The organism is Sorangium sp. So ce887 (genome assembly GCF_051521455.1).
Taxonomy (GTDB): Bacteria; Myxococcota_A; Polyangia; order Polyangiales; family Polyangiaceae; genus Sorangium.
Genome location: NZ_CP150354.1, coordinates 7,319,699 through 7,340,367 on the forward strand (window position 1 = coordinate 7,319,699; position 20,669 = coordinate 7,340,367).

Here is a 20,669-nt window from a genome sequence, read left to right on the forward strand (position 1 = left end):
AAGAATCCCGCTTGCAGGTCGGGCTGGGCTATATTCCCGCCCAGCATCCTTCTGATCATCGCCTGCACGGATCACCACCGGCGACGCCCACCGCCGAGGCTCACCGGACGTCGGTCATCGCGGATCAGAGAAGAGATCTTGTGGAGGGGGCGGCGGGCGCCGAGGCAGCGGCTGCGCAGGCCGCACCGGCGGCTGTATGACCGGCGCGGGAGCGCTCGCCGGCCGCGCCGTGGGCTCGCTCGCCGGCGGCGGCGCACGCGAGGCCCCGAGCGCGCCTGGCTCCGGCGCGGGGCCGCCGTCGAGCAGCTCCGGGAGCTTGCCGGCCGCGGGCCCGGGCAGCGCCACGGGCGCGGCCTCGCCGTGCGGCGGCGTCTCCGGCGACAGGGAGGCGCCGAGCTCCGTGCCCGGCGCCGGAGGGCGCAGCGCGACCCACCCGAAGCCCGCGCCGACCAGGAGCGCCGCGGCGAGGCCCGCCGCGATCCCGAACGTGCGCGCCCCGGTGCGGCCAAGGCTCGCGGAGGCGCGTGCGCCGCTCCAGGAGCGATCCGTGGCCGCGCCGTCGGTCACGAGCGCCGCGGGCGCGCCGGACCACGCGGAGATGGCCGGCACGCCGGGGCCGCCCGAGCTGCCGCCGGACTGCGGCGGCGCGCTGGCGGGACCGGGCGCCGTGGAGAGCGGGCGCCGCGGCGACGCGAGCCCGCTGCGCCCTTCGACGATCGCGTCGAGGCGGATCCGCAGCACGCGCGCGGCCCGCTCGGCCAGGTGCCGCGCGTGCGGGGGCGCGAAATGGGCGAGCTCCGCGGCGAGCTCGGCGATGTTGCCGAATCGCTCGGCAGGGTTCCTCTGGAGGCAGCGGTGCACCACCCACTCGAGGCGCTCGGGCACGTCGGCGCGCACCCCGCGGAGCCGCGGCGGCCCCTCCAGGATGCGGTCGTAGATCTCCATCACCGACTCGCCCCGGAAGGGCATGGCGCCCGTGAGCAGCTGATGGAGGATCGCGCCCATCGACCAGACGTCGGCGCGCGCATCGACCGTCTTCGAGGAGACCATCTGCTCGGGCGCCATGTAGAGCGGAGAGCCCAGCATCGTCGATGTCCGGGTCATGTCGGACACCTCGGGCGCCGTCATCTCCGCCGCGAGGGTCATCTTGGAGATGCCGAAATCGATGACCTTGATGAGCGGGCTGCCGTCGGCCCGCTGGCTCAGGAACAGGTTGTCCGGCTTCAGATCCCGATGGATGATGCCGAGCGCGTGCGCCTCCGCGAGCGCCTCGCACGCCTGCAGCAGGTAGTCGCACGCGAGCTCGACCGGCAGCGGCCCGCGGTCGCGCAGGAGGGCCTTCAGGTCGGTCCCCTCGAGGTACTCCATCACGAGGTACGGCTCGCCCCCGGCGAGCTTGCCGACGTCGTACACCCGCGTCACGTGCTCGCTCCGGATGCGCGCCGCGGCCTGCGCCTCGCGCAGGAAGCGGGCCACGAGCTCCGGGCGCGACAGCGCCTGCGGCAGCAGGAACTTGATGGCCACCCGCTCGCCGAGCAGGAGATGGCGGGCGGCGACCACCACGCCCATCCCGCCTTCTCCGAGGACGCGCTCGACCTGGTATTTCCCCGCGAGGACGTCCCCCTCGCTGACCGGTGCGCCCATGCACGTCCTCGCCTTCGTGCTCCCGATTATCAAATTGGAGAGGCCGTCACAACTCAGGCGCTCCCGAATACCTCGCCGTCCACAGCGACGTTGAGGCCCGACTGGACCTCTTCCCCGCCGATGAGGCGGCTCACCCGGCTCGATGCCGAAGATCGCATTGCAGCCCGCGAGCACCATCACGGCCACGAAGCTGCCACTCCGGCTCCTCTCGCGCTCCGCTCAGAAAGTGCCCGTGATCCACGCGCTCCCGGGGCCGAGGCCGACGCGCGCGCGGAAGGGAGCGTCGCCCGCCCGACCGCGCCCGCCCGCGGATGCCGTCCCGCTGTCGGGCGCAGAGGGCGCGGTGATCCAGAGGACCGCCCCGCCGACCGCGAGGACCGCCCCCGCGATGAACACCACCGTCCCGAGGTTGCCCGTCCTGACCGCGTCGCCGCGGAGATCGAGGCCCGTCTGATCGATGCAGCGGCCCTCCTCGTCGCAGTGGCCGCCCTCGGTGGCCTCGTCGAAGGTCGACTTGGCCATGAAGCCGAGCACCGTGCCGACACCGAGCCCGACCGCGCCGAGCCCGACCCCCACCATGCCGATCGGCCTGCGGATGCTCCCGCCCTGCGGCGGCGGCGGGGCGGTCACCGGCGGACGGGCCGGAGGCGGCGGCGCGACCGTCACGCTCGACGTGGCGCCCGATCCCGCCGCGGAGTCCGGCTCGGCCGCGCGCTCGAGCGCGGGCACGGTGACGCTCACCACGCCCGGCTTGTCGATCACGACCTTCGTCTCCCAGGGCTCGTGCCCGGGCGCCGCGGCGGCGACCCGATGCTCGCCGGGGTCGAGCGGCACCGCCGTCCCCCAGAGCGCCCGCCCCAGGGCGACGCCGTCCCGCGTGAGCTCCAGCCCGGAGAGCGCCGCCTCTTTCGGGACCACGATCTGCAGGCGCGAGAGGCGCGGCTCGAGCGCGGCGGCCCGGGCGCGCGCCACCCGCTCGCGCTCCGCCTGCCCGGCCGACAGCGAGGCAGCCGCGACGTCGCGGAAGCCGATCCACGCCGTCGCGGTCCGGCCGATGCGCTCGTAGCAGTCGGAGAGGTTGAAGAGGGTGCCGATGCCCGGGTCGATCTGATGGCTCTCGGCGAGCTTCGGGCAGGCCTCGGCGTGCTTGCCCGCGGCCATCAGCGCGCGCCCCTCGTCGAACAGCGCGACCGCGGCGGCGCGCTCCTCCCGGGTGGGCTCCGCGGCGCGCGCGGCCGGCGCGAGCGCCGTGAGCGCGGCGAGCGTCGACAGGAGCGCGAGCGCTCGGCGGCGCGCGCCCCCGGTCAACGGTGCGCCGGAGGTCGCCGCGCGGTAGCCAGCTTCAGGAGAGGTGCTCGAGTGACGATGATGGCAAAGCAAGACAGGACCTCTCTTGGGCTCACGTGATGTCATCGTGGATCGGAAAACAGGTCTTGCGGCCGGGACGACGTGGGCCGAGGCGGCGGCGAGGGCCGCCCGGGCGGCCGCGTCCCCTTCGCTGACACGGCCGGCTGGGGCGCCGTGGACCCGCTCGCCACAGGCTCCACCGTCCCGAGCGCGCTGACGGCCACGGTCGCGCTCGCCCCCGGCGGCGCCGCGGGGCCGCCGTCGGGGAGCTCGGCGAGCCCGCCGGCCGTGGGATCCGCCGCAGGCGCCGCCGCATCGCGCGACGGCGTCTCCGGCGACGACGAGGGCGCCGGCGCGCCGGGCGCGACGTCCGGCGCGGGGGGGCGGAGCGCGAACCACGCGAGCCCCGCGGCGCCCAGGAGCGCCGTGGTGATGGCCACCACGATCCCGAGGGCGCGCGCCCTGGTGCGACCGCTGCCCGACGAGGCGCGCGTGCCGCCCCAGGAGCGATCCGTGGCCGCACCATCCGTCAGGACCGCCGTGGGCGCGCCGCCCCACACCGCGCCGGCCGGCGCACCCAGGCCGCCCGAGCTGCCGCCGGGCTGCGGCGACGCGCTGGCGGGCCCGGGCGCCGTGGAGAGCGGGCGCCGCGGCGACGCGAGCTCGTGGCGCCCGTCCGCGCCTGCCTCGGCGAGCGCGTCGAGGCGGATCCGCAGCACGCGCGCGGCCCGCTCGGCCAGGTGCCGCGCGTGCGGGGGCGCGAAATGGGCGAGCTCCGCGGCGAGCTCGGCGATGTTGCCGAATCGCTCGGCAGGGTTCCTCTGGAGGCAGCGGTGCACCGCCCACTCGAGGCGCTCGGGCACGTCGGCGCGCACCCCGCGGAGCTGCGGCGGCCCCTCCAGGATGCGGTCGTAGATCTCCATCACCGACTCGCCCCGGAAGGGCATGGCGCCCGTGAGCAGCTGATGGAGGATCGCGCCCATCGACCAGACGTCGGCGCGCGCATCGACCGTCTTCGAGGAGACCATCTGCTCGGGCGCCATGTAGAGCGGAGAGCCCAGCATCGCCGAGCTCTCGGTCATGTCGCGCACCTTGGGTCCCGTCGTCTCCGCCGCGAGGGCCATCTTGGAGATGCCGAAATCGATGACCTTGATGAGCGGGCTGCCGTCGGCCCGCTGGCTCAGGAACAGATTGCCCGGCTTCAGATCCCGATGGATGATGCCGAGCGCATGCGCCTCCGCGAGCGCCTCGCACGCCTGCAGCAGGTAGTCGCACGCGAGCTCGACCGGCAGCGGCCCGCGGTCGCGCAGCAGGGCCTTCAGGTCGGTCCCCTCGAGGTACTCCATCACGAGGTACGGCTCGCCCCCGGCGAGCTTGCCGACGTCGTACACCCGCGTCACGTGCTCGCTCCGGATGCGCGCTGCGGCCTGCGCCTCGCGCAGGAAGCGGGCCACGAGATCAGCGCGCTGGCGTGCCTGCGGCAGCAGGAACTTGATGGCCACCCGCTCGCCGAGCAGGAGATGGCGGGCGGCGACCACCACGCCCATCCCGCCTTCTCCGAGGACGCGCTCGACCTCGTATTTCTCCGCGAGGACGTCCCCCACGTTGACCGGTACGACCATGCACGCCCTCGCTCTGAGTCTTCGCTAGTATCAAAACGGCGAGTGCGCGACAACGCGAGCTTTCCCGGAAAGAAAAGCCGCCACGCCCTCCTCGCCGCCGAGGGCGCGCGCATGGCCGCCGGGAGAACGCGCGCGCCTTGTTTCCTCGCCGCCTCGACACGGCGCGTTCGCGGGGCCAAGGGGCCCGTTCGGGTTCGCCAGGCGCGCTCGCTGCCTGTATATGCATGCCGCAGTTTCACCATGACCAACGAGCCGACCGACCCCTTCGCCCTCGCGCGCGAGCTCCTGGAGCAGCGGCAAACCACTGAACCGACCGACGCGACCGCCATGACGCTGGCCACGGCGGACGCGTCCGGGCGCCCCTCGGCGCGGATGGTGCTGCTGAAGGGCATCGACGAGCGCGGGTTCGTGTTCTTCACCAACTACGAGAGCCGCAAGGCGCTGGAGATCACGGCGAACCCGTTCGCCGCGCTGTGCATCCACTGGGCGAAGGCGGCCGAGCAGGTCCGCGTCGAGGGCCGCATCGAGCGGATCAGCGACGCAGAGTCGGACGCCTACTTCGAGACCCGCGCGCGGGGCAGCCAGATCGGCGCGTGGGCGTCGCGGCAGAGCGCGCCGCTGCCCTCGCGCGAGGAGCTCATCGAGCGGGTGCGCGAGATCGAGGCCCGCTTCGAGGGACGGCCGGTGCCCCGGCCGGCGTTCTGGGGCGGCTACCGCGTGGTGCCGGAGCGCATCGAGCTCTGGCGCGGCCAGGAGAGCCGCCTGCACGACCGCGTGCTCTACCTCCGCGACGGCGACCGCTGGCGCGTCGAGCGGCTCTACCCCTGAGCGGCGCGGTCGTTGATCGCGCGCTCCGTCACGCTCCGTGACGTGCGCGCGCGGGAGGAGCCATGAAGTCGAAGACCGAGTATTTCTACTTCGAGACGAAGGCCAAGCGCGAGCTCATCAACGTCACCGATCGCGTCGCGGCCGTCGTCGCCGCGAGCGGCATCCAGGAGGGCATGGTCCTCGTGAGCGCCATGCACATCACCGCCGGCGTGTTCGTGAACGACCACGAGCCGGGCCTCTGGGAGGACATCTGGGCGTGGCTCCAGCAGCTCGCCCCCGAGGGGCCCGACTACCACCACCACCGGACCGGCGAGGACAACGGCGACGCCCACCTCAAATCGATCCTCGTGCACCACCAGGTGATCGTGCCGATCACCGCGGGGAAGCTCGATCTCGGGCCGTGGCAGCAGATCTTCTACGCCGAGTTCGACGGCAAGCGGCGCAAGCGCGTCGTCGTCAAGGCGATGGGAGAGTGACGCCCCCGGCGCGCCGCGCCAGCCCGGCGGGCGGCGAGGTCGAGGGGGACGTCGTCCCGGTTCCGCGCGCCAGCGATCCCTGGCGCGCGGAGAGGCGGGCGCGACGTGCGCGCCGGATCATAACATACCGAATTTGTTGATATTTTTGCCGGATCGACGCGCTAGCCGCCGACCTGCGCAGCGGGCGCCGGCGCGTCGGGCCGGCCGGCGCAATACGTCCTCGCTCCGCGCTGCATGAGCGAGGCGATCGCGCCGAGCGCGTCCGTCCAGGCCTGCTGGTGCTCGGGGGTCCAGTCGGCGGCGGCGACCTGGGCCATCGCGGAGATCAGCGCGTCGGCGACCCAGGGGTACATCGCGTCCGTGACGCCGTAGTCGACGTGCTTGGCCCCCATCGCCATGAGCTTCTCCTCGAGCCAGGACGCGTCTTCCAGCCGGTCGATGACCGCGGCGAGCGTCTCCGTGAGCATCTTCTCCTGATGGTCCTGGCTGTTGCGCCCGAAGAGCGGCTTCACCTGCGGATACCGCGAGAACAGGATGCCGTAGAAACGGTGTGTGAGGTTGGGCTCCCTCTCGATCACGAGCTCGAAGCTCTCCCGCAGCAGGCCCACGTTCAATCCCATGACAACCCTCCGAGCCGGGCGCGGTGCCCGCGCGCCAGCCGTTTTCTTCGCCGTCCAGCTCCCCCGCCGGCGCGCAGGGACATCGCACGGGCCGTGCCATGAGCGTCTCTCCGCCGGATCGCGCCGATCCCGCCCGCCCGGCGCGCGCCGCGACCGGCGACGGTTTCCTCCAGGAAACCAGGCCCGCGGCCGCGCGCGGCCGCGAAGGCGACGCCGCGCCCGCGAGACGCCCAGCCGCGCTTGCGCCGCCGGACCCCAGGGTGTTTCCTGCGGTGGTTTCCGGAAGGAAACCGCCGTCGCATCCGTCTCCTCGAGGAACCCCGTGACCCTGCTCGACGCCGTGCTCAGCCTGTCCGAAGCGCCCGTCCGCGACGAGGCGCTGCAGCGGATCCTGCGCGCGCTCGCGCAGGTGACGGCGGCGGACGCGCTCTCGGTGCTCGCGGCCGCAGAGGACGGGTCGGTCGGCGTCGCCGCGCAGATCGGGCTGTCGCCAGCCGCCCTCGGGATCAGCTTCCAGCCCGCGGAGCACCCGCGGCTCCGCAGGGCGGCGCTCGCGGCCGGGCCGATCCGGTTCCTCGACCCGAGCGAGCCCGACCCCTACAGCGGCTGGCTGCTCGGCAGCGCCGGCGAGATCAACCCGATCCACGCCTGCATGGCCATCCCGCTCCGCGTGCAGGGCCGCCTCGCGGGGCTGCTCACGCTCGACGCCTGCGATCCCCACGGCCTTCGCGGCCTGCGCGACGAGGACGCGCGCGTGTTCGCGGGGCTCTGCGCCGGCGCGCTGCGGCTCGACGCCGGCCTCGCGCCGGCCCTCGCCACGGAGGCGGGCCTCGCGCTCAGCGGCGCGCCCGGGGGCCCGGCGCTGCCCGGCAGGTCGGCCGCGATGCAGCGGATCGAGCGCGAGATCGCGATGCTCGCCCCGTTGCCCGTGCCGGTGCTCATCACGGGCGAGACGGGCGTGGGCAAGGAGCTCGTCGCCCGCGCGCTGCACGAGCGGTCGCCCCGCGCGGGGCGGGCCCTCGTGATCGTCAACTGCGCGGCGATACCGGCCCAGCTCGTCGAGTCGGAGCTCTTCGGCCACAGGAAAGGCGCCTTCACCGGCGCCACGGCGGCGCGCGCCGGCAGGTTCGAGGCGGCGCACGGCGGGACGATCTTCCTCGACGAGATCGGCGAGCTCCCGCTCCCGGCGCAGGCGCAGCTCCTGCGCGCGCTGCAGGAGGGGGAGATCCAGCCCGTGGGCGAGGACCGGGCGCGCCGCGTCGAGGTGCGGGTCGTCGCGGCCACGAACCGCGATCTCCGGCGGGAGGTCGCGGAGGGTCGCTTCCGCGCCGATCTGTTCCACCGGCTCTGGGTCTACCCGATCTGCGTGCCGCCCTTGCGCGAGCGGCGCGAGGACATCCCGGCGCTCTCGGAGCGCTTCGCCGCGGAGGTCGCGGCCGAGCTCGGCGCGGAGCGCGTGGACTTCACCGAGCCGGCGCTGCTCGCGCTCACGCAGGGCGCCTTTCCAGGCAACGTCCGCGAGCTGAAGAACACCGTGCAGCGCGCCGCGCTGCGCCGGACGATCGCGGAGGGCAAGAGCGCCGCCGGCAGGCAGCTCGTGCTGCGGCGCGAGGACATCGATCCCGTCGAGGCCGTCGCCGGCGACGCGCCGGAGCGCCCCGGCGCGCTGCTGCTCGAGCCCGCTGGAGCGCCGCTGTGGCTCGGGGACGCGCCGCCGGAGGAGCCGGTTGCGCCGCTGGTCGAGACGCTGGAGAGGGCGCGTCGCGAGGCGTTCGCGCGCGCCTTCCGGGCCGCCGGCGGCAACGCGGCGACGGCGGGCCGGCTGCTCGGGCTGAGCCGCTCGTTCGCCTACAAGGAGGCGGTGCGCCTCGGGCTCGTCCCCGCCCCGCGCAAGCGCTGAGGAGCTCGCGGAGGCGGCGCGCCTCGGGCCCGCGCCGGCGCCCGGGCCGCGCGCGCGCCGAGGCGCTCGAGAGCGACGCCGTCGCCTCGACGGGCGAAGCTCAGCGCCCCTGCTCCGGGGCGCCGATCCCCTCCAGCGGCACGCGCGCGAGCGCCGTGTAGCGCGCGCCCTTCGGGGTCATCTCGCTCTGGTAGACGATGATCTCCTCGATCCGCGTCTCGCCGAAGTCGACGTTGCCGACCGCCTGAGCGCACGAGTCGAGCGCCGGATCGCCGCGCGGGTCGCGCGACCGGGCGAGGGTGAGGTGCGGCGCGAACGGCCGGTCCTCCGGCACGTAGCCCGTCGACATCGAGAGCGTCTGCTCCAGGTCGCGGTGGATCGCGGTGAGGGCGCCGACCGCGCCGCCCACGCCGAGCCAGAGCACGCGCGGGCGCCGCCGCGTGCCGAACGCCCCGCCCTTCTCGATGCTCAGCCTGAGCGGCCTGTGGAAGGCGGCGACGCTCCCGGCCGCCGCGATGACGAGCGGCAGGCGCTCCTCTCCGATCTCGCCCATGAAGGCGAGCGTGATATGCAACCCGGCAGGCTCCACCCACTTGGCGGACGGAGCCCGGGGCGAGATCTCCCGCAGGAGCTCTCCGACCTTGGCGAGGAGCTCAGCTCCTGGATCAACAGCGACGAAGACACGCACAGCTCACCTACGCTCGATTACCACCCACAGACTTCACCCTTGTTCTGCTCCTTGAGCCACCTCCTAAGCGGCTCGAAGTACTCCAGCATCGCGCTCGGATCGGCCCCGGTTTCGCCCGTCATCGCCTGCATCGCCTCCTGCCACGGGCGGCTCGCGCCGAGCGACAGCATGGCGCGCAGCTTCTCGCCAGCGGCCTCGCTGCCGTGGATCGAGCACGCATGGAGCGGCCCCGTGTGCCCGGCCGCCTTGCAGAGCGCCCGGTGGAACTGGAACTGATAGATGTGCGCGAGAAAATACCGCGTGTACGGGACGTTCGCCGGGACGTGGAACTTCGCCCCCGGGTCGAAGTCGGCCTCGCTGCGCGGCACGGGCGGCGCGACGCCCTGGTACTTGAGCCGGAGCGCCCACCACGCCTTGTTGTAGTCGGCCGGCTTCGTCCTGCCCGAGAAGACGTCCCACCGCCACTGGTCGATGAGCTTGCCGAACGGCAGGAACGCGATCTTGTCGAGCGCCTTCTTGAAGAGGAAATTGATGAGCCCCTTGTCGTCCGCGGGCACCCTGTCGATGAGCCCCAGCGTCTTCAGGTAGCTCGGCGTCACGGAGAGGGCGAGCGTGTCCCCGATCCCCTCGTGGAAGCCGTCGTTGGCGCCCGCCTGGAACAGGATCGGGAGCTTGTAATACTGATGGTTGTAATAGATGTGCCCGAGCTCGTGGTGGATCGTGATGAGATCCTCCTCGGTCGGCTCGATGCACATCTTGATGCGGAGATCGTCCCGGTCGCCCACGTCCCAGGCGCTCGCATGACAGACGACCTCGCGATCGACGGGCTTCTTGAGCAGCGACCGCTCCCAGAACGTCGCCGGCAGCGGGTCGAAGCCGAGCGAGGTGAAGAACCGCTCGCCGAGCGAGACCATCTGCTTCTCGTCGAGCTTCTTCGCCTTGATCTTGCGCGTCACGTCGAGCGAGGGCTGGCCTTTGTACGGCTCCATGAGCGCGTAGACGTTCGACCACTCCTGCGCCCACATGTTGCCGAGCACGTGCGCCGGGATCGGGGCCTTGTCGCCGATCCTGTCCTTCCCGTGGGTCGCGCGCAGCCTCGCGCGCACGTAGCAGTGCAGCTCATCATAGAGCGGCTTCAGCTTGCCCCAGAGCCGCTCGGTCTCGGCCTCGAACGCCTCGGGGGGCATGTCGTACCCGGCCCGCCAGAGCGCGCCGACGTCCGGGAAGCCGATCTCCGCGGCCCCCTTGTTGCCGAGGGCGACGTAGCGCTCGAACTTCGGGCGGAGCGGCGGGGCGATCGCGTGCCAGCCCGCCCACGCATCGAGCAGCTCGTCCCACTTGCGGCTGGTCTTCAGGAGGTTGGAGAGCTCGTCGAGCGCGAGGCACTTCGGCGCCGCCGCGCCCGCCGCTGGCGCGGCGCCCGCTGGCGCGGCGCGTCCCGGCGTGCCCTTCGGGCAGTACTTGCCCTTGCCGTAGAGGCTCGTCATCTCGACCGCGAGCGCGGCCAGCTCCGCGCGCTCGGCCGGGTCGCTCGGCGCCGGCAGGGTGGTCGAGATCTTGAGGAGGGTGAGCTGGCGGGCGAGCTCCGCGGGCAGCGCGAGGCCATCGAAGCGCCTCGCCGCCTTCATCGCGCGGTTGAGGTACTCCATGCTCGCCTCCTCGGCGGAGGCGGAGAGCGCGTCGGTGTCGTCCGTGATGAAGGTCTGGTTGACCCACGCCGCGCGCGCGGCCTGGAGCCGCAGCCGGCGCAGCTCCCTGTCGACGCCGGCCAGGAAGGCCTGCGCCTCGGCCACGCTGGGAGGCGCCTCCTGCGGGGGGGCCGCCTGAGGCCGGGGGGCCGCGGACGCCGCCAGGGGCGCGGGCGCCTCTCCGCCGGGGAGCGGCGGCGCCGGAGACGCGGCGCCGCCGCAGGCCGACCCGAGCCCGAGCGCGACGAGCATCAGGGGGCGCAGGATCGCCGTCCGGGCGGGGGAGTCGCGGACCACGGGCCCTTCATACACGCCGGACCGTGCCGAGGGAACCAGGAGCGACGTGCGATCGTCGCGGCTCGGCCCCGCCGCTCCTCCCCCGCTCCCCGGGGGTGGCCGGATTTGAACATGATGGCGGGAAGGCGGGAAGAAAAGATCAATGATCTTCCTGCCTTCCCGCCTTCGTGGGGTTCACTGCGGGGTAAATTGGGCCACCACCGGCTCCCCGCTCCCCCGCGACCAGGACGAACCGAGCTTGCCGTGACGGCTGCCAAGCGGCCGTGAAGTACCGTTACAATGCGGACCCACCATGAGGAATGCTCTCGCGCCCAGGCCCACGCTCCCGGCGGTCCGCGGCCTCGCCGCCACCGCCCTGCCCGGCGCCTCGCTCGCCCGAGGACGCAGCGCGCAACCGATGCGCGACGGCCCGGAGCAGCGCCCTGCCGCGTCGATCCGCGAGGAGACGACGGGGGACGGGGTGAGCTGCGACCTCCAGGGCCGATGCGGGCAGACCCCCTACCGCGAGGCGCAGGCCACGACCCTGTGCGCGCCAGGCGGCGGCCATGAGTGAGCTCGAACATTTCTCCTTCGTCATCCCCGGCGAGCTCGCCGGCATGGCGTACCCCCACGCGCCGCGGGCGGTCGAGGAGCTCGCGGAGCTCGGTTTCCGCAGCATGGTGTCGCTCTCGCGGCGAGCGCCTCCGCCGCACGCGCTCGGCTCGCTCGTCCACCTGCACTGCCCGCTCGCGGACTTCACGCGCATCCCGAGCGTGGACCTCCTGCGCGCCGTGGCGTTCCTCGACCGGGCGCCGCGGCCGATCGTCGTGCACGGAGAGGGCGGCATCGGGCGCACCGGGGTGGTGCTCGCGTGCCGCCTCGTGTCGCTGGGCCGGTCGCCGGCCGAGGCCATCAACGAGGTGCGGCGCGCGCGGCCGGGCTCGATCGACGACCCCGAGCTCGAGGCGTCCGTCGCGGAGTTCGAGCTCTTCTACCGGAGCGAGCGCGAGCAGTCGACGCCGGTCCCCTTCAACTTCGCGTCCGCGTCGCCGCTCGACAGGGTCGTGCACGGCGCGGAGCGCCCCGGCTTCGGGATGGCGCTCTGGTCGGCCTCCGGGATCCGCTCGTCCGTGGCCGCGACGCCGGGCGCCGCGCAGCAGCCCGATCCGAGCGACGGCCCCGTCGAGGCGTGGCTCGGCTTCATGGCGCGGCACGGCATGCGCGAGGTGCTGTGCCTGCTCGACGAGGGGGAGCTGGCGCTCCACCGGGTCCCGCTCCTCAGCCGCTACCAGCGCGAGTTCCTCCGGGTGACGCACGTGCCGCTCGAGGGGGGCGCGATCCCCTCGCCCGACGCGCTGGAGCAGGCGCTCGTCGCGCTCCGGCGCGCGGAGGCCGGCGGCGCGCCCATCGTCGTGCACTGCGCCTCCGGCGCGGGCCGCGCGGGCATCGTGCTGGCGGCGTGGCTGCGCGCCCGGCACGGCCTCGCCCCCGAGGCGGCGATCGGGGCGGTCCGGGATCACGCGCGGCACTTCGGGGCGCACCGCGAGCCGCTGAAGGCAGGGCCGGCGGTGCGGGACCTGCTCGCGAGCGTGCCGGCGCGCGGGTGAGCGCGGAGAACCGGCGCGCGGGTGAGCGCGGCGGCGGCGCCGTGCGTCACCCGCCGGCGTGGAGCCCGGCCTTGCGGTGCCGCTGCTCGCGGTACAGGCGCTGGACGAACGCGCCGGCCGGCTCGTCGCGGAGCGACTCGACGAGATCGCGAAGGCCGGACGGCAGCGCGCCCGGCGGCGGGAGGGGCACCGGATGCCGCTCGGGCACGAGCAGCGGCGCGGCGAGCGCGGCGAACGCGAGATCGGCGGCCGAGAACCGGTCGCCGACGAGGAACGGGCGCCCGTCGCGCAGGCGCTCGTTCACCGCGTCGAAGACCGCGCGGATCTTGCCCCGCGAGCGCTCGGCGCCGACGGCGTCGATGCGCATCGCGCGCCTCATGACCGCGCGCGCGACAGGGAAGTAGGCGCGAAAGGCGCCGCGCCCGAGCCAGAAGCGCGGCGCCGCGCCGGCGCCCTCGAGCGAGCGGAACGACCCGCGCATCAAGGCGAACGCGGCCTCCTCGTCGGGCAGGAGGTGGAAATACACGACGCGGCGGGCGGCGGGGCCGAGCTCGCGGTCGAAGCGCTCCTCGAGCGCCTCGACCTCGGCGCGGCGCGCGTCGGACTCGCCGAGGAAGAGCGCGTGCTCCGACGGGACGAACGCGTCGGCGTAGCGCAGGATGTCGGTCGAGTCGCCGAGCGCACCCGCCCGCGTGACGAGCACCGGCACGGAGCGGCGCCCGCCCGCGCGCAGCGCCGGGAGCGCGTGGGCGAGCGGGAGGTAGGCGTCCTCCCGGTACGGCACGCCGGCGCGGTCGAGCGCCCACCGCGCCTTCTCGCAGTAGTGGCTGAAAGGGATGGTGATGAGGCGGAAAGGCGCGGCGGCGCCGGCATCCGACATGAGGACCTCCGAGCTTGCACCGACCCGGGCGCGCCGGCCGCTCAGCGCCGGATCTCGAAGAGGTGGGTGCCGTACGCGGGGAGCTCGACGCCGAGGCCGCGCGACAGATCGACGAGCTCGTCGCCGTCGCGCGGGTGCTCGTTGCCGGTCATGAGGTCGACGAGCAGGACCTTGCGGCCCGCGATGCCGGCGATGTCGAGCGGGATGCGGCACCCGCTGCGCGACGGGGCGAAATTGACCACCGCCACGAGCGGCGCCGCGCTGCGGGGCGCGCCGCAGGCCGGGAGCGGCTCCCACCGGTAGGCGACGAACGCGTCGGCGCCCGGGCCGCGCGGGGTGAGCGTGGCGAAGCTCCCGGTGCGCAGGATGGGACGACGCACCGCGGCGAGGAGCCGCTCGTGGAAGGCGAGGCACGCCTGATCGACCGGCTCCTCGGGGGCGCGGGCGAGGTGCAGCGAGGCGCGCACCGTGCGCCCCTCGAGCTGGCCGTGGTGGATGAACCGCATGCCGGGCACCGTCGCGGCGATGAACTCCGCGGCCCGGCGCCGGTCCGGCGGGAGCACGGCCGCGATGCGCGGCTCGTCGTGGTGCTCGATGAAGCGGACGCTCCGCCGCTGGTAGTCCGGCGTGGCCGCGAGGTGGCCGCGGACGGAGGACGCGGAGGCGTGGCTCAGCCGATCGTAAAGGCTCTTGTCGAAGGTGTAGTCGAACCCGAGCATCTGCAGCCGCCACTCGAGATCCCAGAACGCCTCGGCGATGAAGACGAAGCTCGGGTGGTCGCGGCGGACGGCGTCGATGGCCTCCGCCCAGAACTCGCCGGTGGCCTCGGCCTTTCGCGCTGCGGGCGGCCGCTTGGCCCACGTGTGGCGGAAGACGTCGTCGATCACCAGCATGGCCATGTCGCAGCGGACGCCGTCGCAGCGCGCCGCGACGCTGCGGAGCGCCTCGATGGAGGCGGCGCGCGTCGCCGCGAGGCGGTAGTCGAGCTGGGCGGTGTCGGGCCACGGCGGGATGTAGGGGTCGCGCCCGCTGAGCGGGGCGCCGTCGTCGCCGACGACGAAGCACTCGGGCTTCTCCTTCACCCAGTGGTGGTCGCGCGCGACGTGGTTGGGGACGAAGTCAAGGAGGATCCCGATGCCGCGCGCCGCGAGGCGCCGGCGCAGATCCGCGAGCGCGGCGTCGCCGCCGAACGCGGGGCTCACCTCGTACCGCGCGACGGCGAACGGGGAGCCGGCCACGTCGGCCTCGGTCCAGTCCGGCAGCACGCGGTCGTACTCGGCGCGCAGGTCGGGGTGCGTGAGCGAGAGGCGCGGGCCCTCCTGGCCGAGCGTCCAGACGCCCATCAGGTACACGTAGTCGACGCCGAGCGCGGCGAGCCGGTCGAGCGCCGCGTCGGGCACGCTGGCGAGCGTCACCCTGGCCTTGGCGGCGCGCGAGAGCTCATGGAGCCAGACGCGCACGAAGACCGCGTACAGCAGGGGGTGCTGGTGGGCAGGGACTAGAGAGCTCATCGATTGGATTGGGGACGGCGGGCCCGCGAGGGAGTCGCGGGCAGTCGGCGTCGGCAGAGGGATTGTCTGCGGGCTCGGGTGGTCCCTGCAAGGGCGATCACGAGGTGCGGGCGCCGCGGGCCGAGGCCGCGCGCGCCGTCCAGCGCAGAGGCTGTCTCGCAAAGAGCCGTCCGCCCGGGCTGCGGGCGCGGGCGATCGGCGCGCGCTGCGACCGATCGCGGCGTGCGCCCGACCGCGGCGTGCGACGCTAGCCGCGGCGCGCGCGGCGCCTTCGCGCGATCGCGGCCGCCGCGCCCAGGGCGACGAGCGGCAAGGCGAGGGGCGTCGCGGCCTCCTCGGGCGAGAGCCGGCAGCCGCAGCCGCCCTGCTTCGGCGAGACCGGGGGCGGCGCCTCGTCGGGCGGGAGCTCGGCGTCGGAGGGCGCCTCCGCCTCCGCGGGGTCGGACGCGGGCTCGGCGTCGGACGCGGGCTCCTTCTCGGCCTCGTCGCTCTTCTCGGTCTCGGCGCCGGCCGCCTTGTCGTCCTTCTTCTTCTTCTTCTCGCCGGTGAAGACGATCGCGCGGCGATCCATGATCTCGTTGTCGCCCTTCAGGGTGATCTTCTGCTTCTGCCCCATCTGCACGCCGTCGCTCGCGCGCTTGATCACGAGCTCGTACTCGCCGGCCTCGAAGCCGCGATCGCGCCGGAGGACGAAGTCGAACTTGGTGATCGTGAAGACCTTGCCGCTGCCGTCGGAGAAGCCGACGTCCATGCTCTCGTTGATCGACTGCTGGTTCTGGAGCGGGATGCGGTTGAGGATCGGCTTCTCGGGCGACTGGTCGGTGAGCGCTCGCTCGTAGTGCATCGTCGGCGTGAACGAGAACAGCATCGGGATGTGCGAGAGGTGCGGCGTCCCTCCGTAGTTGATCGTCATCTTGAGCTTCCAGCGGCCGCCGTCCTCCTTGGGCGCGCGATCGGCGATGGTGACGGTGCCCGCCGCGTGCGCCGCGGTCGCGGGCAGCCACGCCCCGATCAGGGCGAGCGCGGCCGCGACGACGCGCGCGAGCAGGAGCCCGCGGCCGCCTCCGGCGAGGCGGCGCGCCGCTCCGGAGCGGGCGTGGGCGGGGCGGGCGTGAGAACGCTCGGCGCGCTGACGTCGCGCGCCGGGCTGAGAGAGGTGACCGGTTCGAGGTCGGGCGGTTCGCATGCGCAGCACGCTACCAGGGATTTCTTGGAAACGAGGCGCGGACGAGAGGGCCGGCGGCGCGGACGAGGAGGCCGGCGGCGCGGACGAGGGGCCGGCGGCGCGGGCACTCCGCGGCCGCTGGTGCGGTCCGCTGGCGCCCCCGGCGTCCGCCGGGAGCGCGGGCTCAGTCCGGGAACCAGAGCAGCTCGTCGGAGGTGGGCTTGTAACAGGCCTGGCGGCCCGCCTCCTCGTTGTCGGTGCAGCTCGCGTTGTCGAGGCAGTCGATGATCTCGTAGCGGCCGGCGCCGTTGTAGATCGTGGTGAACATCGCGCGCTGGGCCGTCTCGAGCTTGCTGAACGCGGTCTTGCAGTCCGCGACGGGGATCTTCTCGCAGCGGGCCATGCGCGCACAGCGGGAGTCGATGACGGACCTCGCCGTCGGCTCGTCCGGGTTGATCTTGACGGCCACCTCGTCGTTGCACTCGAGGATGATCTGGCTCCGGTCAGGCGAGCTCTCGGTGGAGGCCTCCATCCGTCGCGAGAAGCAGCTCGTCATCGCACGGAGATAGGTGGGCGAGGAGGTCGGGTAGGCGGCCTTGCACGCGTTGAGGTGCTCCCAGGACGCGCCGGCGCGCTGGAGCTTGGCGAGCGCGGCGCACCACTCGGCCTGGGCGGCGATGACGCCGTCGCGATCGGGAAAGCTCGTAGGCCGCTCGGAGCAAGCGGTCAGCGGGCCGAGCATCGACGCGGCCACCGCCATCGGCAAGGCCAAGGATCGAAGGGCGGGCATGGGCCGACCCTAGCACGGAGGTCCGCCGGAGCGGAGTTTCCGGGGACGCGCCGCGCGTCAGGGCCGGTCCGGCAGGAGCTCGCAGCGGAGCCGCGCGCCGCCGCCGCGGAGGGCCGCGGCCCCGCCGGGGCCGAACACCGCGCCGAGGTCCTGCGCGCCCCGGGCAGCGGCGCGGATCTCGATCGCCTCGACGCACAGCGCGCCGCCGCCGCCGGCGAGCAGCGCGGCCCCGGGGGCGTCCTCCTCGAGCAGCGGGGTCCCGCTCCTCGACGCCACCCGGAGCGTGACGGGCAGCTCGGCGATGAACCGGTGGGACGGCCGAGCGCCGCCGCAGTCGCCAGCGCCGATCTCGGCGAGCGACGCGAGGGATCCGAGCGGCTCGAGGGGGCCGACCTGACCCCGGGCGACGTCGAGCAGCCCGGCGACCACCTCCCCCGAGGCGACGGAGTAGCCGACGAGCACGAGGCCGGGGGCGTCGAGCCGCCGGCCGAGGGTGAGCCGGGCGCCCGCGACATCGGGGACAGGCGCGAGCCCGGCGACCGGGAGGGTGGCCCGCCGCGTGACGAGGAGGAGGCTCCGCTTGCCGGCGTCGAAGGCGAGCAGGTCGCCGCCCGGCAGCTCGGCCGCGGCGGCGATCGTGCCGGCGTGGTCGAACGGCAGCAGCGCCGGGGGCGCGGCGCCCGCGCGCACGCGGAGGCCGCGCCGCCCCTGCGGGCCGCTGGCGTCGAAGAGCAGCAGCAGGTCCACGGGCGCTCCGGCGCCGGGCGCGAGCAACACGGGGAGGGCGGCGCCGGACGCCGCGGCGAGCGAGCGGTCGCGGAGGGACAGGCGGCGCGGGGCGGCGGCGGTCGCGAACGGCTGGAGCACGCTGGCGGTGAAGACGCCGTCGCGGAGCGCGCCCAGGGGGGAGAACGGGGCGGTCCACAGCGAGACGGCCGGGGGCGCGCCGCCGGAGAGCCGGGCCGCCGCGGGGGCGCCCGGCGCTGCGAGCGCGATGCGGGGGGCGCGGCCCGGAACGGGACGAGCCGGGGGGCGCGCCGCCGGGAGGGCGGCAGGGGGCGGGAAGGACGGAGGGTCGCCGTCGAGGCGGCAGGAGACGAGCGGCGGAGGGGCGGTCCGGGGCGCGGGGCCCGCCGCGGGGGCGTAGGGCGGCGGCGCGCTGCGCGGCGGCGGCGGAGGGCTGCCCCAGCCGAGGCGGACGAGGCCGTGATCGCCCATCGCGCAGCCGATCGGAGAGCAGGCGAAGGGGGTGCCCTCGTCGAGCGGAGGCTCGATCTGACGAGCGGGAGGGCCCTCGACGGGGCGCCACGAGCGGCCGCCGTCGGTCGACTCGAAGTAGGCCGGCGGGTCGTCGCCGGTGGCGGCGAGCGCGAACCGGCCGCCAGCGACGACGTGCGCGACGGCGGCCGGGAGGGGATAGACGGTGATGCCGCCGCGCGGGTCGATGCGCACGCCGGCGATGCGGCCGCCGCGGCGGCGCGAGAGGAGGCGCGCGGCGGGTCCGGGCGCGCCTTCCCCCGGCAGCGCCGCGCGGTCCGGCGAGGCGCCGCCGGCCGCGTCGGGCAGGTGGAGCCAGCCGCGCACGGCGCCGTCGTCGTCCTCCCAGAAGTCGGTGTCGACGAGGCGCGGCGAGGCGGGGTCGGCAAGCGCCGGGAAGACGCCGCCGGCGAGCGCCGGGTCGCGCTCGCGCACGCGGATCACGCGGACGCCCTCGGACGGGCTCGCGGGAAGAAGAGGCTCGCGGTCGCGCGAGACGGGAGGCGACGTGCGCGGCGCTTCCTCCCCGGTGATCCGCGGTCGCGGCGCCTCCCCCTCGGCGGGCGGCGGGCGCCGCGCTCCCGCCTCGGCGGTCCGCGTTCCCGGCCCCCTCGGCGCCTCCAGCACGAGCGCGGTCACGGTCCCGCGCTCACCGGCGATCCAGCGGTAGAGGCGGGCGGCATCCTCGCCCTCGAGCCGGCGCTCGACCCAGCGGCCGCCGCCGGTGCGCACGCACACGCGCGCGGCGTGGTCCTCGGCGGGCTCGCCGCTGCCGGACGAGCCGCGCTCCGCGATGGCGCGCGGCTCGTCCGGCAGCGGCAGCGCAGAAGGCCAGGGCGACCGCTCGCCGTCCGGCGAGTCGGCGCCGTCCGGGCTCTCCTGGAAGTCGTGGACCCCCGGAGGCGCGCTGCCGCACCGGCCGGAGAAGGCGAGGCGGCCTCGATCGTCGCCGACGAACGCCCCCCGCGAGGGCGCGATCGGATCGGGGTCGCGGCCGCGGGGCGGGAACGTGGCCTCCAGCCGCGGCGCGGCGAGCGTCGTCACGAGCCGGAGCACCTGGGCGGCCTCGTGCGCGCACGCGAGCAGGACGTCCTCGCCTGCCCGGAACGGCTGACAGCGCGCGTAGCGCGGGTCAAGGCCTTCGATCGCCGCGTCGGCGATGGGCTGGGCCGTCGCCGCGGCGAGGACGGCGAGGCCGCCGTTGCGGGCGACGAGCAGCCTGCCGCCGCGGAGGAGGGCGCCGGTGGCCGCGGCCAGCGCGAGCGCCTCCGGGGCGAGCGCGCGGCCCGAGGAGGCCTCGCGCGGCGGGTCCTGCGCCAGCGGGAGGTGGAGCGACGGGCTCGGGCCGTCGCTCGGCGGAGCGGGCACGGCAGGCACGAGGCCGGCGGCGGTCACGCGGAGCGCAGGGCCGCCGGAGGGGCCGAGCAGCGCGACCTCCCCGCCCCCCTCCTCGAGGAGCGTCGTGGCGAGCCCGTGGGTCTCGAGCACGTCGATCCAGGTGGCGCCCCCGTCGAGCGTGACCGAGGCGCGGCCGAGCAGGTCGAGGCGCGCCGCGCGCCGCGCGTCGACGGCCACCGCGTCGACCACGCCCGCGGCGCCGAAGCGGCGAAGGGCGAGCGTGGACGGGTCGATCTCGAGGAGCCCTCGATCGCTGCGCAGGAGGATCGCGTCGAGGTACGGCCGGGCGCCGCCGGGGGCGCCGACGTCGACGATGGGCGCGAGCGCGCCGAGGAAGTCGCTGGCGCGGTAGACGCGGCCCTCGGACCACAGGACGAACCCACCCCCGAGGCGCGCCGGGATCGACCGGAACCCGCGGAGCAGCTCGGACGCGGGCGCGGCGGCGAGCACGACGCCGCGCTCGAGGAGCACGCGGATCCCTTCGTGGAGCGCCGGTTGCCGGCCGGGCGCGGGCGAGCCTTCGCCGGACGCGGCGGCGGCGTCGAAGAGGACCCCGACGCCCTCGGTGAGCACGTAACGCGCCGGAGCGAGCGGCGGCGCGTCGGAGAGCGCGGAGGCCGGGGGGCCGGCCGGCCGCGGGGCGCGCTCCGGGGCGGCGCTGCAGGCAGCGGCGAGGGCGAGCCCGAGGAGGACGCCTGTGCGGGAGGGCATCGCGGCGGCAGCGACGGCGGCGCGGCGCAGGAGCGAGCGCCGCGGCGTCAGCAGAGCGCGCCGGCGGCGAGCTTCGCGCCCCGGACGCCGCCGATCCCCCGGGCGAGGGCCGCGCGCTCGACGCGCTCCCGTGCGGGCCGGGGGAACATCGCTCTGGGCTCGCTCTGCCGTTCCATGTTCAGCGCCTCCAGCGCCACCCGCGGGGCTCAGGCGGCGCATTGTAAACGATCCGAGCGAACGCCGCAGCGTGCTCCTGGCCGG

The 20,669-nt window shown here is 75.0% G+C and carries 17 protein-coding genes; 5 read left to right on the plus strand and 12 right to left on the minus strand.

Going from position 1 to position 20,669, the window contains the following annotated elements:
• Positions 1 to 114: 114 nt before the first annotated feature.
• The 3 genes from WMF36_RS27100 to WMF36_RS27110 form a co-directional block, all read right to left on the minus strand.
• Positions 115 to 1,644: a protein kinase domain-containing protein gene (locus tag WMF36_RS27100; RefSeq protein WP_437573661.1), complete on the minus strand. Its 1,530-nt coding sequence runs from the start codon at positions 1,642 to 1,644 to the stop codon at positions 115 to 117.
• A gap of 219 nt (positions 1,645 to 1,863) precedes the next feature.
• Positions 1,864 to 3,024, minus strand: coding sequence for a hypothetical protein (locus WMF36_RS27105; protein WP_437573662.1), 1,161 nt, complete (start codon positions 3,022 to 3,024; stop codon positions 1,864 to 1,866).
• A gap of 29 nt (positions 3,025 to 3,053) precedes the next feature.
• The gene (locus WMF36_RS27110; RefSeq protein ID WP_437573663.1) at positions 3,054 to 4,613 is read right to left on the minus strand and encodes a protein kinase domain-containing protein; all 1,560 of its coding nucleotides are present in this window, start codon (positions 4,611 to 4,613) and stop codon (positions 3,054 to 3,056) included.
• 240 nt (positions 4,614 to 4,853) lie between these two features.
• On the opposite strand from WMF36_RS27110, the gene pdxH reads away from it, so the two are divergent.
• A complete protein-coding gene (gene pdxH / locus WMF36_RS27115) occupies positions 4,854 to 5,441 on the plus strand; it encodes a pyridoxamine 5'-phosphate oxidase (protein WP_437573664.1) in 588 nt (195 codons plus the stop codon).
• Positions 5,442 to 5,503: 62 nt separating this feature from the next.
• Entirely contained in the window at positions 5,504 to 5,917 is a 414-nt protein-coding gene (locus WMF36_RS27120) for a secondary thiamine-phosphate synthase enzyme YjbQ (RefSeq protein WP_437476763.1), read from the plus strand.
• Between the two features lie 161 nt (positions 5,918 to 6,078).
• On the opposite strand, the gene WMF36_RS27125 is transcribed toward WMF36_RS27120, so the two are convergent.
• A complete protein-coding gene (locus WMF36_RS27125) occupies positions 6,079 to 6,537 on the minus strand; it encodes a globin domain-containing protein (protein WP_437573665.1) in 459 nt (152 codons plus the stop codon).
• A gap of 322 nt (positions 6,538 to 6,859) precedes the next feature.
• Here WMF36_RS27125 and norR point away from each other — a divergent pair, with 322 nt between their 5' ends.
• On the plus strand, positions 6,860 to 8,437 hold the full coding sequence (gene norR, locus WMF36_RS27130; RefSeq protein ID WP_437573666.1) for a nitric oxide reductase transcriptional regulator NorR: 1,578 nt from the start codon (positions 6,860 to 6,862) through the stop codon (positions 8,435 to 8,437).
• A 100-nt stretch (positions 8,438 to 8,537) separates the two neighbouring features.
• Here the strand turns inward: norR and thpR are convergent, their stop codons facing one another.
• Together thpR and WMF36_RS27140 are read right to left on the minus strand one after the other, a co-directional pair.
• Positions 8,538 to 9,125: an RNA 2',3'-cyclic phosphodiesterase gene (thpR, locus tag WMF36_RS27135; RefSeq protein WP_437573667.1), complete on the minus strand. Its 588-nt coding sequence runs from the start codon at positions 9,123 to 9,125 to the stop codon at positions 8,538 to 8,540.
• A 17-nt stretch (positions 9,126 to 9,142) separates the two neighbouring features.
• The gene (locus tag WMF36_RS27140; protein ID WP_437581966.1) at positions 9,143 to 11,065 is read right to left on the minus strand and encodes a M2 family metallopeptidase; all 1,923 of its coding nucleotides are present in this window, start codon (positions 11,063 to 11,065) and stop codon (positions 9,143 to 9,145) included.
• A gap of 337 nt (positions 11,066 to 11,402) precedes the next feature.
• Here WMF36_RS27140 and WMF36_RS27145 point away from each other — a divergent pair, with 337 nt between their 5' ends.
• Together WMF36_RS27145 and WMF36_RS27150 are read left to right on the plus strand one after the other, a co-directional pair.
• A complete protein-coding gene (locus WMF36_RS27145) occupies positions 11,403 to 11,663 on the plus strand; it encodes a hypothetical protein (protein WP_437573668.1) in 261 nt (86 codons plus the stop codon).
• Positions 11,656 to 12,696, plus strand: coding sequence for a phosphatase domain-containing protein (locus tag WMF36_RS27150; RefSeq protein WP_437573669.1), 1,041 nt, complete (start codon positions 11,656 to 11,658; stop codon positions 12,694 to 12,696). Before WMF36_RS27145 ends, WMF36_RS27150 begins: the two co-directional genes overlap by 8 nt.
• Positions 12,697 to 12,742: 46 nt before the next feature.
• Here the strand turns inward: WMF36_RS27150 and WMF36_RS27155 are convergent, their stop codons facing one another.
• From WMF36_RS27155 to WMF36_RS27180, 6 genes are all read right to left on the minus strand, one after another.
• A complete protein-coding gene (locus WMF36_RS27155; RefSeq protein ID WP_437573670.1) occupies positions 12,743 to 13,576 on the minus strand; it encodes a glutathione S-transferase family protein in 834 nt (277 codons plus the stop codon).
• Positions 13,577 to 13,617: 41 nt separating this feature from the next.
• Positions 13,618 to 15,087 (minus strand): alpha-amylase family glycosyl hydrolase, encoded by a 1,470-nt coding sequence (locus tag WMF36_RS27160; protein WP_437573671.1) that lies wholly within the window; start codon positions 15,085 to 15,087, stop codon positions 13,618 to 13,620.
• A 247-nt stretch (positions 15,088 to 15,334) separates the two neighbouring features.
• Entirely contained in the window at positions 15,335 to 16,273 is a 939-nt protein-coding gene (locus tag WMF36_RS27165) for an MYXO-CTERM sorting domain-containing protein (RefSeq protein ID WP_437573672.1), read from the minus strand.
• 163 nt (positions 16,274 to 16,436) lie between these two features.
• Positions 16,437 to 17,042 (minus strand): hypothetical protein, encoded by a 606-nt coding sequence (locus WMF36_RS27170; protein ID WP_437573673.1) that lies wholly within the window; start codon positions 17,040 to 17,042, stop codon positions 16,437 to 16,439.
• 57 nt (positions 17,043 to 17,099) lie between these two features.
• The gene (locus tag WMF36_RS27175) at positions 17,100 to 20,408 is read right to left on the minus strand and encodes a hypothetical protein (protein WP_437573674.1); all 3,309 of its coding nucleotides are present in this window, start codon (positions 20,406 to 20,408) and stop codon (positions 17,100 to 17,102) included.
• A gap of 47 nt (positions 20,409 to 20,455) precedes the next feature.
• The gene (locus tag WMF36_RS27180; RefSeq protein ID WP_437573675.1) at positions 20,456 to 20,584 is read right to left on the minus strand and encodes a hypothetical protein; all 129 of its coding nucleotides are present in this window, start codon (positions 20,582 to 20,584) and stop codon (positions 20,456 to 20,458) included.
• Positions 20,585 to 20,669 lie beyond the last annotated feature (85 nt).

What these genes read in the sequence shown, in the direction of transcription:
- pdxH (WP_437573664.1), top strand. Translation starts at nt 4,854, where the DNA reads ATGACCAACGAGCCGACCGACCCCTTCGCCCTCGCGCGCGAGCTCCTG.
- WMF36_RS27155 (WP_437573670.1), bottom strand. Translation starts at nt 13,576, where the DNA reads ATGTCGGATGCCGGCGCCGCCGCGCCTTTCCGCCTCATCACCATCCCT.
- WMF36_RS27180 (WP_437573675.1), bottom strand. Translation starts at nt 20,584, where the DNA reads ATGGAACGGCAGAGCGAGCCCAGAGCGATGTTCCCCCGGCCCGCACGG.
- WMF36_RS27120 (WP_437476763.1), top strand. Translation starts at nt 5,504, where the DNA reads ATGAAGTCGAAGACCGAGTATTTCTACTTCGAGACGAAGGCCAAGCGC.
- WMF36_RS27160 (WP_437573671.1), bottom strand. Translation starts at nt 15,087, where the DNA reads ATGAGCTCTCTAGTCCCTGCCCACCAGCACCCCCTGCTGTACGCGGTC.
- WMF36_RS27165 (WP_437573672.1), bottom strand. Translation starts at nt 16,273, where the DNA reads ATGCGAACCGCCCGACCTCGAACCGGTCACCTCTCTCAGCCCGGCGCG.
- WMF36_RS27100 (WP_437573661.1), bottom strand. Translation starts at nt 1,644, where the DNA reads ATGGGCGCACCGGTCAGCGAGGGGGACGTCCTCGCGGGGAAATACCAG.
- WMF36_RS27170 (WP_437573673.1), bottom strand. Translation starts at nt 17,042, where the DNA reads ATGCCCGCCCTTCGATCCTTGGCCTTGCCGATGGCGGTGGCCGCGTCG.
- WMF36_RS27140 (WP_437581966.1), bottom strand. Translation starts at nt 11,065, where the DNA reads ATGCTCGTCGCGCTCGGGCTCGGGTCGGCCTGCGGCGGCGCCGCGTCT.
- WMF36_RS27150 (WP_437573669.1), top strand. Translation starts at nt 11,656, where the DNA reads ATGAGTGAGCTCGAACATTTCTCCTTCGTCATCCCCGGCGAGCTCGCC.
- WMF36_RS27175 (WP_437573674.1), bottom strand. Translation starts at nt 20,408, where the DNA reads ATGCCCTCCCGCACAGGCGTCCTCCTCGGGCTCGCCCTCGCCGCTGCC.
- WMF36_RS27110 (WP_437573663.1), bottom strand. Translation starts at nt 4,613, where the DNA reads ATGGTCGTACCGGTCAACGTGGGGGACGTCCTCGCGGAGAAATACGAG.
- WMF36_RS27145 (WP_437573668.1), top strand. Translation starts at nt 11,403, where the DNA reads ATGAGGAATGCTCTCGCGCCCAGGCCCACGCTCCCGGCGGTCCGCGGC.
- WMF36_RS27125 (WP_437573665.1), bottom strand. Translation starts at nt 6,537, where the DNA reads ATGGGATTGAACGTGGGCCTGCTGCGGGAGAGCTTCGAGCTCGTGATC.